General features: G+C 46.5%; 10 protein-coding genes and 1 tRNA gene. 6 read left to right on the top strand and 5 right to left on the bottom strand.

The features are described 5' to 3' along the window. Window positions 1–302 precede the first annotated feature (302 nt). The 4 genes from RGU72_RS16625 (at window position 303) to RGU72_RS16610 (ending at window position 6,013) form a co-directional block, all read left to right on the top strand. The gene (locus RGU72_RS16625; protein ID WP_322120796.1) at window positions 303–1,964 is read left to right on the top strand and encodes a VRR-NUC domain-containing protein; all 1,662 of its coding nucleotides are present in this window, start codon (window positions 303–305) and stop codon (window positions 1,962–1,964) included. Continuing rightward, window positions 1,961–4,246 (top strand): ATP-dependent DNA helicase, encoded by a 2,286-nt coding sequence (locus tag RGU72_RS16620; protein WP_322120795.1) that lies wholly within the window; start codon window positions 1,961–1,963, stop codon window positions 4,244–4,246. The genes RGU72_RS16625 and RGU72_RS16620 overlap by 4 nt, the downstream gene beginning before the upstream one ends. 624 nt (window positions 4,247–4,870) lie before the next feature. Then, window positions 4,871–4,945 (top strand) — tRNA-Arg (locus tag RGU72_RS16615). A gap of 501 nt (window positions 4,946–5,446) precedes the next feature. Beyond that, a complete protein-coding gene (locus RGU72_RS16610) occupies window positions 5,447–6,013 on the top strand; it encodes a TetR/AcrR family transcriptional regulator (RefSeq protein ID WP_322120794.1) in 567 nt (188 codons plus the stop codon). A gap of 59 nt (window positions 6,014–6,072) precedes the next feature. Here RGU72_RS16610 and RGU72_RS16605 read toward each other — a convergent pair whose 3' ends face one another. The 3 genes from RGU72_RS16605 to RGU72_RS16595 all read right to left on the bottom strand — a co-directional run bounded on the left by RGU72_RS16605 (window position 6,073) and on the right by RGU72_RS16595 (window position 9,371). Next, window positions 6,073–7,365 (bottom strand): MFS transporter, encoded by a 1,293-nt coding sequence (locus RGU72_RS16605; RefSeq protein WP_322120793.1) that lies wholly within the window; start codon window positions 7,363–7,365, stop codon window positions 6,073–6,075. Window positions 7,366–8,007: 642 nt separating this feature from the next. Then, window positions 8,008–8,631 (bottom strand): DUF3106 domain-containing protein, encoded by a 624-nt coding sequence (locus RGU72_RS16600; protein ID WP_322120792.1) that lies wholly within the window; start codon window positions 8,629–8,631, stop codon window positions 8,008–8,010. Window positions 8,632–8,795: 164 nt separating this feature from the next. Further along, window positions 8,796–9,371, bottom strand: a complete 576-nt coding sequence (locus tag RGU72_RS16595; RefSeq protein ID WP_322120791.1) for a MarR family winged helix-turn-helix transcriptional regulator — start codon at window positions 9,369–9,371, stop codon at window positions 8,796–8,798. A 136-nt stretch (window positions 9,372–9,507) separates the two neighbouring features. On the opposite strand from RGU72_RS16595, the gene RGU72_RS16590 reads away from it, so the two are divergent. Beyond that, window positions 9,508–10,848 carry a chloride channel protein gene (locus RGU72_RS16590; RefSeq protein ID WP_322120790.1) on the top strand — a complete coding sequence of 447 codons (1,341 nt, stop codon included), beginning with the start codon at window positions 9,508–9,510 and terminating at the stop codon, window positions 10,846–10,848. 217 nt (window positions 10,849–11,065) lie between these two features. After that, window positions 11,066–11,839: a transporter substrate-binding domain-containing protein gene (locus tag RGU72_RS16585; RefSeq protein WP_322120789.1), complete on the top strand. Its 774-nt coding sequence runs from the start codon at window positions 11,066–11,068 to the stop codon at window positions 11,837–11,839. 43 nt (window positions 11,840–11,882) lie between these two features. Here the strand turns inward: RGU72_RS16585 and RGU72_RS16580 are convergent, their stop codons facing one another. Both RGU72_RS16580 and RGU72_RS21440 read right to left on the bottom strand, forming a co-directional pair. Then, window positions 11,883–13,115 (bottom strand): sensor histidine kinase, encoded by a 1,233-nt coding sequence (locus tag RGU72_RS16580; protein WP_369124392.1) that lies wholly within the window; start codon window positions 13,113–13,115, stop codon window positions 11,883–11,885. Window positions 13,116–13,363: 248 nt separating this feature from the next. Further along, entirely contained in the window at window positions 13,364–13,420 is a 57-nt protein-coding gene (locus tag RGU72_RS21440) for a hypothetical protein (protein WP_369124351.1), read from the bottom strand. Between the last annotated feature and the right edge of the window lie 45 nt (window positions 13,421–13,465).

Genomic DNA, 13,465 nt, shown 5'->3' with positions numbered 1-13,465 from the left:
TTCTAAACCGATGGTCAAAGTGTTCAGTATTAATCTCTCTCACGGCGCTTGCAACGATTTGGAGAGCCGGCTAATAGGATTAGTCTGTTCTTAAAACAATCTCACCATTATTAATTTAACTTAACTTAAGTTGTGTTTTTAGAAATTCTAAGTCGTTTCCAGGGCATTAATTTTGAATCAACGATTTGATTTAAACACACATAAAGAATAAGAGGAGTCCAGTGCATATAACAGTCACTATCAAACTCCAAGGTAAACAGATAAACTGTATGCATATACAGTTAAAATATCTACATCCCGCAATGAAGCAAGTCTTACCAAACCCGCTGTACTACCTGTGTAACTTCCAACTAGTACTGGATTGGGTCAGTGAACGATACGATGATGTTTTAATTCCTGAAGAGCGCACGTTCATTGCAGATTTCGGTAACTTGCCACAAGTATCCCAAGCCTTATTTGTTCGCATGGTCATGCGTAAAGGCGACTATTTTCGTCAAAGCAAACTGAGCTATCCTGAGATAGGTGACACACATCAAGCGATGTTGCCTTTGATCAAAACAGGATGGATTAACCCTGATCCGATATTGACGTTAGACCAGCTTTTTGAGCTTCTACAAAAGCCAGAAATTGTTGCCGTATTCTCACTCACCAGACCAATTAAACAGCTCCGCAAGGCAGAACAACTTGACTATCTTCGTGGCCATCTTCCCGGCGTTAGCACCCAAGCAAAGGTATTCTCCGCCTGGCATCCTTCCTCAAAAGAATCAGTAGTGCACATCCAGAACAAAGCCCTCTGTGACCGCTTGCGCCTGATCTTCTTTGGTAATTGGCAGCAAGATTGGTCAGAATTCGTCTTATCTGATCTCGGTATTTATCGCTATGAGGCAATCCCATTCTCAATGGCGTCGCGAGGATTTCAAACGCGTCGTGATATCGAGGATTACATTGCCTTACAAGCCTGTCGCGAATTGTTTCATGCGGAAGAACCCATTGCACTGGTACTCGGTGAGTTAGCAAAGACCACTAGCGAGAATGACTGGATCAATCGACGGCGCGATAAGCTCCTGTTCCAGCTGGGACAACAAGCAGAAAAGCAAAAAGACTGGGCTCAAGCATTAGCTGTTTATGAGATGAGTCGTTATCCAGGAACCAGGCTGCGTACCATCCGCGTATTAGAAAAGACAGGGCAAAGTGCCGCTGCATTACAGCTTCTCAACGAGGCCCTTAGCGCGCCTGAGAGTGATGCCGAACTCCAGCAGCTACAGCGTAGTGCGCCACGCCTGAATCGTAAGCTAGGCCATCAGAAACCAGTGACACCAACGATGTCTAAAGCCGACATCATTACACTCCGACTACCGTGTCCCGACACGTCGTTTTACGTCGAAGGCGTCGTTAAAGATCATATGATGCAAGAAGAAGCACCGGTCTACTATGTTGAGAATACGCTGATCAATTCGCTATTTGGCTTGCTTTGTTGGACAGCTATTTTTAAGCCTATCCCGGGTGCATTCTTCCATCCTTTCCACCGCGGGCCAGTCGATTTAACCAGTGCTGATTTCCATCAACGACGACAGGGCGACTTTGCTGCTTGCCTAGTCCAGCTTGATTCTGATGAGTACCTCACCACCATACGTCACACCTACCAAGCCAAACAAGGTATTCAATCGCCTTTTGTCTTTTGGAGTGCCTTAGATGAGGACTTGCTCAATCTTGCCTTAACCTGTATCCCTGCGCAGCATCTACGGCATTGGTTTCACCGACTCTTGTCCGACATTAAGGCGAACAGAAATGGCTTTCCTGATTTAATCCAGTTCTGGCCAAAAGATCAGCGTTACAACATGATTGAAGTCAAAGGTCCTGGTGACCGTCTGCAAGACAATCAGCAACGACTAATCGACTACTGCACCCTACATCAGATGCCAATCTCAGTGTGCTACCTCGAATGGCTTGAGGAAACTCAGTGAGTCTCAAACTCTACACTGTTGCCGTGCGTGCTCTGTGTGAATTTATTGCAAAACAAGGTAACCTCGATCTTCGTTTTACGCCATCTCCCTCGGCGCAAGAAGGGATAGAAGGTCATACGCAAGTCACGTCCCGCAGAGCAGCCAGCTACCAGCGTGAAGTCCGGCTCGAAGGCCGCTATTCAGAGCTACTGGTTAAAGGTCGAGCGGATGGCTATGATCCTGAACATCAACAGCTAGAAGAAATCAAGACCTATCGCGGCAACTTGAGTGCGATGCCGGATAATCACCAGCAACTGCATTGGGCACAAGCCAAAGTGTATGCTCATTTGCTTTGCCAAAAGCTGGCTCTGTCCCAGCTCAACGTCGCGCTAATCTACTACAACGTCGATTCCCAACAAGAAACACCCCTAGTAGAAATCTATACGGCGCAAGTATTAGCGTCTTTCTTCGATGGTCTATGTCATCAGTTTTTAACTTGGGCTAAGCAAGAGCTAGTGCATCGGGAACAACGTGATGGCGCCATAAAGGAGATGCGTTTCCCCCATCCGCAATTTAGAGCGGGACAGCGTGAGCTGGCGGAGGCTATCTACAAAGCCAGTAACCGTACCTGCTGCTTATTGGCACAAGCACCGACCGGTATCGGTAAAACGATAGGTAGCTTGTTTCCTATGCTCAAAGCCAGTGCTGAACACCAGCTCGATAAAATCTTCTTCCTTGCCGCAAAAACGTCAGGTCGCCAGTTAGCGTTGCATGCAATTCAAACGCTACAAGAAAACCTGCCACGCACGACTTTACGAACACTGGAACTCGTCGCTAAAACCAATGCCTGTGAGTTCCCGCAAAATGCCTGTCATGGAGACTCCTGTCCTTTAGCAAAAGGGTTCTATGACCGTCTACCTTCTGCACGCACGGCGGCCTTACAAGTGCCGATCCTAAATCAAGAGAATTTACGTTCAGTCGCCTTAGCACATCAGGTCTGTCCCTATTACCTCAGTACAGAAATGGCGAAATGGTGTGATGTGATTGTCGGTGACTATAACTACTACTTTGACCTGAACGCCATGTTGTATGGACTAACCATCAGTCATGCCTGGAAGATTGGTGTACTCGTTGATGAGGCGCACAACATGGTTGCCAGAGCGCGTGCCATGTACACAGCAGAGCTGAGTCATCGACAACTTAAGGTGGTACGTAAGCAAGCAACGGCGATCTTAAAAAAGTCATTAGACCGGCTTCATCGCCAATGGCTCGCATTAGAAAAAGCGCAGGAGAGCCAGCAGCAACAACAGCGCTACAACGATCAACAGCAAGCTTATGTCGTTCATGCCGAACTGCCTGATAAGTTCGGTAAAGCCTTAATCACTCTTTGCTCTGAAATAGGTGCTTACTTTGCAGACAATCCAATTACCATTAGTCCAGAACTACAGCAGTTTTATTTCGATACTTTACTCTTTAATCGCTTAGGTGAGAGCTTTGGAGATCACTCACTATTTGACGCGACAGCGACGAACGGCGACTCGATACTTTGCATCAGAAACATCGTGCCAGCCCCGTTTCTCAAACCTCGGTTTAAAGCAACACATACCAGTGCCTTATTCTCCGCCACCTTAAGTCCTTGGAATTACTACTGTGATTTACTGGGTATGCCAGAAAGCACTGCATGGGTCGATGTGGAATCCCCCTTTAGCGCTAACCAGTTAGCTGTGAATATCATTGAAACAATATCGACCCGCTATACAGACCGTGATCATTCTTTAATCCCAATGACTACCTTAATGGCGCAACAATATGAAGAAGCACCGGGCAATTATTTGGCCTTCTTCAGTAGCTTTGAGTACATGGATCAAGTTGCACGTTTGTTCCAAGAACGCTTTCCATCAATCACGATATGGACACAAACAAGGCGTATGGATGAATGCGCCAGAAAACATTTTTTAGAGAGCTTCACCGAGTCCAGTAATGGGATAGGATTTGCCGTCTTAGGTGGCGTCTTTGGTGAGGGAATCGATTTGCCTGGTACGCGCTTGATTGGTGCTTTTATTGCGACATTGGGATTACCCCAAATGAATCCGGTCAATGAGCAGATTAAACAACGTATGCAGCAGTTATTCGGCTCAGGGTATGACTATACCTATCTTTATCCCGGCATACAAAAGGTAGTTCAGGCAGCAGGACGCGTCATCCGCACTACGACGGATCAAGGAGTGATTTATTTGATTGATGATCGGTTTGCGGAGCCTGAGATTAGGCGATTGATGCCGGAGTGGTGGGGATTGTCTTGAGAGAGATAGACAGTTTTCATCCGCACCTGTTCAACGGTCTCTTTTAATGCGGCCCTATTCTTTTCAAAAGCAACCCAATCATTGAGTTTTATATTAATAATTTTATGAACGGTTGAATCAACAGATGGTAGTTATACCTCCCGAAGCCAGTAATAAGCCAAACGCAAGAATGACCGAGGTGCGGAAAAAGGTGAATGCTGGACACAAACTAAAAATCGCCTGCCGATGCGCTAATGTGTAGTGATTGCGACAACGTTACTGCTAGCCTCTGCCAATTGACTGCGATAACTACTCCTCAGACACAAATAATGTTTTATCTATTATCCCCAGCCTTTTGCGCAACGTTGATCACTTAAGCTTTAAATTTCTCTTTAAATCTACGTTTTTTAATGATTTACTTCCTTCTCTGTTGATATTATTAAACGTCAACTGAGTTATGAGAGACGTCGCTCGGCATATAGAAAATATACAAAAATTTTTAAAAAAATAAAATTTTTTCTCGATTTAAAATGAAAACATAGCGAAAAAATTGATTAGTAGCTATTCAAAACGACGATTTAGTACATTTTCCACCAACATTTTAGAACCCAACCAGCTACAATAGCGGCCTGTAATTAACTAGACGTGACCGTCTTCCAACGGATAGGATGCTAGCCTCCGAAGCTGGCGATACAGGTTCGATTCCTGTCGGTCGCACCATTCAAACCATTTCTTGGTTTAAATTTAACTACCAATTTGTATGCGCTGAGGTGCACCGATAGTTAATGCCAGTCGCCTTCATTTTCTTCTTTAAATCTACGAGTTGAGTTTATTAATAGCTTACTGCTAGATATTAGGCGTCCGCAGCTGGCAATATAGGCTTTGCTCCTAAGTCATACGCCCCCTTGCCTTTGTTCTCTGTAATTGGTCGTTGTCATTTTTGATATTACATATTCTTATCGGACTTAAGCAAAATCGTCCCGGTAAGGTGTAGCGTCGACGGCAGTACTTTAGTAGGGCGAGTCGCTGCAACGCAGTTGGGGCGGTTTTTGCGCAAGTCCTGTTCTAAAGTTGATTCATTTCTGACTACGCCATAAACAGATCATCGTCGCTAAATAAAGTGACTATTTTTTCATTTGAATCTACTACTTGCCGAGCAATCTGCCTGCCCAATGATTTTTATATTATTATCGTAATGAATAATCTATAGAAAGAAGCATCATGAAAGTCAGCAGAGAACAGGCCGAGAAAAATCGTGAACGGGTCGTTGATACTGCCGCCAAACTGTTTCGTGAGCATGGCTATAACGGTATTGGTGTAGCTGATCTGATGAAAGCTGCCGGGCTGACTAATGGCGCGTTTTATGGCAATTTCAACTCAAAAGAAGATTTGATGGTGGAAGCCTGTGCGCGGACTTTTGAGAATTCTGCCGGCTCATGGGCTAGGCTTGCAGCCAAACATCCTGATGCACCGTTCGAGGCAATCACGGCCTCTTATCTATCACCTAAGCATCGTGACAATCCGGGTGCTGGTTGCGCAGTGGTCGCTCTTGGCCCTGAGGTGGCACGACTTTCTTCGGGAGTGCGTGATGCATTGACTGACGGTGTGCGTCAGCAGCTTGATCAACTGACTGTACTGGCAGAAGCAGAGTCATCGCAAGAAAAGCGCGATGCGGTCTTAGTCGCATATGCCAGCATGGTGGGCGCGCTGATGCTGTCACGTGTGGTGAATGAGCCGGGTCTGTCCGATGAGTTTTTACGTGTTGTGCGCCAGGCGCTTAGCCAGTAGCAAGCTTGATATTGTGCATATTGAAAGCTACAAAAATGCTTTCAATATGCTCAATTAATTTACGCTGCTTTACGCTCAGTTACTTTAGAATCCCGCCGCTTAATCATCATCACCAACAGCGCGGCGAGTAAGCATGCTGCACCAGCCGTGTACAACGCCGGGTTGTAAGTCAGCATCAATGTTCTGACACGACCCGCGCCATAAGCCGCCACGGCGGCGCCAAGTTGATGTCCCGCAAATATCCAGCCGAACACCATGCCAGCGCGTTCTTTACCGAAAGTGGCGGTGGTCAATCTGACCGTCGGCGGTACCGTTGCGATCCAGTCCATGCCATAAAACATCGCAAACAAGGACAAGCCATACAGCGTGAATTCGGAGTAAGGCAACCAAAACAGGGATAAACCACGCAAGCCGTAATACCAGAACAGTAATTTACGGTTGTCATAGCGATCCGACAACCAGCCAGACAAGATGGTACCGACCAGATCAAAAGCACCCATCATGGCCAATACAGAGGCCGCAGGTACCGCCGCCAAACCAGAGTCACCACATAAAGAAATGAAATGGGTTTGGATCAAGCCATTCGTGCTGAGGCCGCAAATAAAAAAGGTGCCAAACAAGATCCAGAACACTCTCTGACTTGCCGCCTCACGCAAAATTGTAAACGGCATACTAAAACTGAATTTAACAGGCGCCACTGGCGGGATGGCAATCGCCGGATCAGCACCATAGGGTATAAGTCCTACTTCTGAAGGACGATTGCGCATGAAAAAGAAGGCAGCGATTGCTACTACAGCGCAACTAAATGAGACCGGTAACACCGCAATGCGCCAGCCCAGATGCTCGGTAAGCCATGCCGCCGCGGGCAAAAATACCAGTTGCCCGGTCGCCGAGCTTGCCGTCAAAAGACCAATCACCAGACCGCGATGGGTTTCAAACCAGCGATTAGATACGATCGCACTCAGCACCAAAGCGGTTAACCCCGATCCTATGCCTATCGTGATGCCCCACAAAGCAACCAGATGCCAAAACGCGGTCATGCGGGTTGATAAGATCAAGCCGGTTGCGATCAAGCTTAGTGCGGTCACCACAATATTACGCAGGCCAAACCGTTCCATCAGAATTGCTGCAAATGGTCCAATCAGACCGAACAAGGCAAAACGAACCGCGAGCGCTGAAGAAATCTGATCAACACTCCAGCCAAACTCTTTGCTCAATGGCTGCATCAGTGCACCGGGCAAGCCAAGCGCAGCCGAAGACGACAGCGCTGTCATAAAGGTAATGATGACGATGATCCAGGCGTAATGAAAACCACGCTTGTCCAGCCATTTAGAAAGTGCTTGGGAAAACATAGACATCCTTGTCAAATTTCAAATCACATGTGGAATGATCCGGCGCTATCAACAAATTAGCTTTGCATGTAGCTTACCAATTTACATCGAGCTTATCATTTCACATCGCACTTCCGGCAGCACATTCTTTCTCATCAGAAGGAACTTCCACTGCCAATATAAATTACAGTCGTAATTTATGCAATAGATGCCGATCATAATCTAAAAATATTTCGTTTGCTTGTAAATCAAAAGAAAGAAGTAAAGGAATCAGTCAGAATTCTCTGACCATTCGCCTTGACCAGGCCAGATGCATTGGGAAATTTGGCTCGAACGGGGAACCAAAATTGTTTAGTCTGCTGATCAATCTGGCAGAAATACCGCGTCGTTCAGGTGGCTAGATGAGCAGAAGCGAACAACAAATGCCGACCGTCTCAAGCATCTTGGCGGGCAATCCCTATTTGCTGATAATAGAGACATTTTCACAAGTGGTGGCGCCAGTGAAAGTGGGCAAAGGCCAACGACGATGTTGACCTAGAGGCGGGAAGGAGCATTGGTTCTGTTATCAAAATAAGATTTTCACTTCCCAGAACTGGCGGGCGATGAGTCCATGCGACCGACATATTTATCGGCGTTATCAGATCTGATTTGCGAGTTCTAAGTTTATTGACGCATAGGCTCACTGGCTAAAGCAGTATTGGGAGCTTGAGGATTGACCGGCGTAGTTTTGGCAGGCGCAGAAACCACTTTTAAAGGCGATATTGGATTTTGTGGTTTTAAACTACTTGATTGCAGATTGGTCAACCTGGCTTTGTGTTTTTCTGATGCCAGCCGCTCTTTATCTGCCTCACTTAACAGCTGATACTGCTTCCATTGTTCGGTCTTTTGCTGTGCTTTAAGAGCCACACTCCGTATGTAATTCTCGCGTGCGATCGTACGCTGCTCTGGTGTGAGCTTGACCCAAGCGCGCATGCGTTCTTGAACGCGAAATTTTTCTTCCGGCTTCATCCCCTCATACCGATTGGCGATTTCCACCCATTTTTTCTTTCTGATGTCATCAATGCCTTTCCACTCGTTCACTAAAGGTGTAAGCGCCTCTTTTTGTTTGGGCGAAAGCGCAGACCAGTCAGGTTGTGTATGCACCGGCAGGCTGACGGGCACAGTTGGTTTAGCCGGATTGATAACGGGAGCTGGATTAAGCTTGTCGTCTGCATGTGCCAGCAATATCGATAAGCACAATCCCATCAAAGCCACTAGCAAGAGGCTGCGCAGATGATGCAATGACATAGGATCTCCTTGAACTAGACCGATTGGTTAATCACTATCGAACTATCGACGATTGAACCATCAAAATATTGATGGTTCAATCGTAATTTTCTTCTAAAAAATTATGCTCTGTGAAGAACTTAAAACAAAGTAAGGTTCAAAACTTTTAAGCATGTAAATAATGTTTACATCGTAAATGGTAACGGCAACAACTCGAAACCCTCATCCAGAATATCAATACTGTTCAGCAAACCCTGCAAACCATTATTCAAGTCATCAAGACAAGGATCATCTAGCTGCAAGAGCGCTTCGGGTAGCAAGCCTCTGGCAGGTTTTGGAGCCGCCATTAACAAGCCAGTTCCCGATTCTGTCAAATTCACCACAACGGCTCTTTGATCATTTGGATCGCGCGTTTTAACGATATAACCACGCTTATCTAATCCATCTAACAAATTGCTGGTAGTGGTTTGATGTATGGCCAATCTTTTCGCCAATTCACCAACGCGTAGACCTGTCGATTCATGTAACTCTTGAATAATCCATAACTGTGCGCCGTTTACACCACATTGTTTTTCTATCCAAAGCGAATGCTGCTGTGCTGCACGAATAACAATTCTAAGCTTTTTTAAAATTTCCAGCCTTAGGTTGGCGCTAACTGCCACCTCCGGTTTATGTTTAGCTTTGTCTTTCGCCATGACCTTTTTTATATCTATTGCCGTGTTTTTCACGATGTCTTTTTTTTGTCTAATTTTTTTTGTCATTGCAAATCTCCAGCGATTAAAGTGTACCATATCTACATTTGTGCAAATATAATTTGACGAAACTTATTCTGTTATTTTTGAGAAAAATATCGCTCTTATATTTCACTGCCAACCCAAAGGCGTCACAGGTTCTATTATGCAATTTCCTCGCCTCAGAGTGCGCTATCCGGTGCTCTCTTCCAGCCTCATTTTTAGAATTGTGGATATCTGGCATCGCGGTGCCGCCTGGATTTTAGGTCCTTTGCTGGTAGGGACGATGGCTGTCGGCTTAGCATTTGGTGGTGAGCAGGCCAGTAAGTTAAATAATTGGGTACTGACAGCTGCGCCTTATTCTCCATTAATTTTTATGCCTCTAGGTTTTGCGCTGCTGGCATACCTGAGCAGGCGTTTTTTCCCGGGATCGCAGGGGAGCGGTATACCGCAAACGGTTGCCGCTATTAATACGCTCGATACCGCTAAAAATAGCAAGCTACTGTCATTGCGTATCGCTATCGGAAAAATATTGCTCACTTTGGGCGGGTTGACGATAGGTGCGTCTATCGGGCGCGAGGGTCCCACCGTACAAATCGGCGCTTCCATCATGCATATGTTTTATGGACGCGGCCCTTTTCAAAATGCTGAAGCCCGCCGGACGCTGATTTTAGCGGGTGGTGCTGCGGGGATTGCGGCAGCGTTTAATACCCCGCTGGCTGGCATTATGTTTGCCATTGAAGAATTGAGTAAACGGCATGCGTTTAGTGCGAACAGCTCTACTTTGATTACCGTGATCGTCTCCGGCCTGATCTCATTGTCTTTGCTGGGTAATTACACCTACTTTGGATCTACCGGAGCTGAACTTGATTGGCGCTCCGGTGTTTGGGCGATTTTGGTATGCGGAATGATCGGCGGTGGCGCTGGTGGTCTGTTCAGTCAATTATTGATATCTGTATCGTCACGATTGCCGCCACGACTGGCGAATCTGCTCAGAAACCGGGCGCTGTTATTTGCCGCTGTTTGTGGCTTAATCGTTGCCCTGATCGGTATTTACACGAACGGCTTGGTGTTTGGCACAGGCTACCAATCTACCCGCTTAACGTTGGAAGACAGCGGTACATTGCCTTGGTATTTTGGTATATCAAAATTGATTGCCACCTTGCTCTCATCCGTTTGCGGCATTAGCGGTGGCATCTTCGCGCCCTCACTTGCGGTTGGTGCGGGTATTGGCGATAACATCGCGACACTATTTCCCAATTTGGCAACCCATGGCGCGATCGTATTATTGGTGATGGCGGCCTACTTATCTGGTGTGACTCGCGCACCGGTGACCTCATTCATTATCATGATGGAAATGACGGATAGTCACCAAATGTTAGTGCCATTGATGTCAGCATCCGTGATTGCCAGCGCAATCTCCAAATTCATCTGCCCGACGCCGCTCTATCACAAACTGGCGGAGCGCTTTTTACCGCTGCCAGCACGATTTTTTAAACATGAATAAGGCGTTGCTGAAGCGAGTTCACTCAGGCTACGTAGTACTACTAAAATAGTCAAAATAGTTTTGGGCGGACCTTGAAGACTCTTGCTTTTTTGCTCTGACGACATAGAACCAGGAGTAAATATATGTTTTGCCAAAGCGCAACACTTAGGAATAAGCTTAGCGCAATACCCACACAACTTACGCTAAACTACATCATCACTTTTGCCGAGTCATTGCCTTGAAGATTAGATGTATTCCTGTCACTGCCATCCTGATGTATGCCTTTGGGATGTCGCCTCTATTTGCCGCGGATAATCCAGTGATGCGTTTGGCCAGCCTGGAGTGGGCGCCGTATGTAGGCTCACGTTTACATCAAGAAGGCTTGACCGCAGGCATTGTTAAAGTCGCGGCACGTCAAATCGGCATGGACACCAAAATTAGTTATTCTCCCTGGAGTCGTACCGTTTACGCAGGATTAAATGATCCTAATTACGCGGGTTATTTTCCGGCGTTTTATTTAAAAGAGCGCGAAAAAACTTGCTACTTTTCTGGTGTGTTAGGGCATAGCGTGGTGGGTTTTGCGTATCTCAAAGAGCGACCATTCCAATGGACTAAGCTCAATGATTTACGCGGTATTAAAATCGGTATTGTGCAAGATTACGCTAATGGAGAAGAGTTTGATGCCATGGTCAAACAGCGGGTGCTGGATACCGATGCAGCACCCTCCGATGTCAGCAATCTGCGCAAATTGCTAGCGCATAGAGTCGATGTGATCGTGATTGATAAGTATGTCTTGCATCAGCTGCTGGCGTCGGAACCGAGCTTGCAGGCAGAAAAAAACCGGATCGAATATTATCCTCATGAGTTAGCAAAATTTTCTATGCACATCTGTTTTCAGCGCAACGAGCGAGGGCTGGCAATTCAAAAAGCCTTCAATGCTGCCCTGGACAAAATTGATACACAAAAATTAGAAGACAAGTATTTTCAGCAATTAGATGCCGGACTAAAGTAAGTTCGCTTTAGGGAGATCAATTTTCAGTATTGTTCAGCATGGCTCACACTACCAGCGGTAAATCCAAAGAAAAAGTCGAACCCTCTCCCGGCTTGCTCTTTACGCTAAGTTGCCCTTGCAAAATCGAGGTGACGATGTTGTAACAAATATTTAATCCCAAACCGCTACCCCCTTGCCCTAGCTTGGTCGTAAAAAATGGATCAAAAATCCTCTTCAAATTCTCTTCCGCAATGCCGACACCATCATCAGAGAAATGAATCATCACACGCTGAGTATCAGGCTGCGATACCTTCAAGCGCATGGTGCCAGGTTTGCCATGATCAAAGCCATGCAAAATAGAATTCTCGATTAAATTAGTTATGACTTGCCCTAGCGAACCCGGATAACTATCCATCCGAATCATCAAAGGTATATCTGACAATATAGTGTGGCCAGCATGTCCAATGCGGATATTTAAGGTCGAAATAATGTCGTGTAATACCTGATGTAATTCAAACGGGCGACGTTGCTCTGAGGTGCGGTCAACAGCGACTTGTTTAAAGCTGCTGACCAAAGTAGCCGCACTACTTAAACCGCGCATCATAATCTCTGAGGAAGTTCTGGCATCTTCACAAAACGCAATCAGATCGGATCGGCGCAAATTTTGCTGATGGAGCTTGCTAAGCAGATTCGTGGTGTTGTCCTGCAAAGTGCTGGCGACTAGCAGGCAATTACCAATCGGTGTATTTAATTCATGTGCCACACCGGCTACTAAGGCACCTAAGGCAGCTAATTTTTCTTGCGCGACTAAATGCTCTTGCGTTTGCGTCAGACGTCGGTACGCATCCGCATTGGCAAGCGCAATCGCCCCATACGAACAAAGTGTGCGAAAAATCATGCGCTCTCTTTCGCCGTACGCATATTGTCTGGAGGACTGTATGGTTATCACGCCAAGCACCTTATCAGCACTCATCAAGGGGGCAAATAGAGTACTCAGTACTGGTTCTGTGCCGGGGAGTAAGCCCGGATTTTCTTCATCCGGCGAAATCTCTACAAGAATCTCCCTGCGTTCTCTGACGCAGCGAGCGGAATGAGAAATCTCACTCGACATCAACACCGTGTCGTGCGCGATCGGCTCGCCATTTTCTACACCAAAGGCGGACGTCATGCTTTGCTGATCTGCGTCCATGATGTATATCACAAACGCAGTGACATGCAGCAAGCCATGGACGTGACGGTTCAGTGCCTGGAAGACCGCATTAGCATCTAAGCTGCCGGTAATTTCCTGACCGACCATACCCAGACGCTCCAAGATCACGCTGGATTGTTGCAGTACTCTGGCGCGTTCTACTTCTGCGTCTGCCAACTGTCGCAGATGCTCGCTTTCGGCTCGCATACGTTCAGTCTGATGGCTAAGCTGCATAGCAGTCGCACGGTTAGTGGCTTCTTGATTATGAATTTTTTCACGTGCAGCGATGGCTAATCTGCCAAGTCCAAACGCATCCTCATAATTACCAACTTCTGCCTGGGCATCCGCCACTTCCTCTAGCAGTTCGCCAGAAATAGTGTAGCCATTGATATTGCTGGCAATATCCAATGCACGTTTTAAATAATATAGCGCTGCGCTAGCCTCTTGCATGTCGGCTG

Origin of the sequence: Undibacterium sp. 5I1, assembly GCF_034314085.1 — a bacterium.
Lineage (GTDB): Bacteria > Pseudomonadota > Gammaproteobacteria > Burkholderiales > Burkholderiaceae_D > Undibacterium.
This window is presented reverse-complemented; position numbering and strand designations above follow the sequence as displayed.

Coding starts and splice junctions, on each gene's coding strand:
- RGU72_RS16625 (WP_322120796.1), top strand. CDS start 303: ATGAAGCAAGTCTTACCAAACCCGCTGTACTACCTGTGTAACTTCCAA.
- RGU72_RS16610 (WP_322120794.1), top strand. CDS start 5,447: ATGAAAGTCAGCAGAGAACAGGCCGAGAAAAATCGTGAACGGGTCGTT.
- RGU72_RS16605 (WP_322120793.1), bottom strand. CDS start 7,365: ATGTTTTCCCAAGCACTTTCTAAATGGCTGGACAAGCGTGGTTTTCAT.
- RGU72_RS16600 (WP_322120792.1), bottom strand. CDS start 8,631: ATGTCATTGCATCATCTGCGCAGCCTCTTGCTAGTGGCTTTGATGGGA.
- RGU72_RS16595 (WP_322120791.1), bottom strand. CDS start 9,371: ATGACAAAAAAAATTAGACAAAAAAAAGACATCGTGAAAAACACGGCA.
- RGU72_RS16590 (WP_322120790.1), top strand. CDS start 9,508: ATGCAATTTCCTCGCCTCAGAGTGCGCTATCCGGTGCTCTCTTCCAGC.
- RGU72_RS16580 (WP_369124392.1), bottom strand. CDS start 13,115: ATGGTCGGTCAGGAAATTACCGGCAGCTTAGATGCTAATGCGGTCTTC.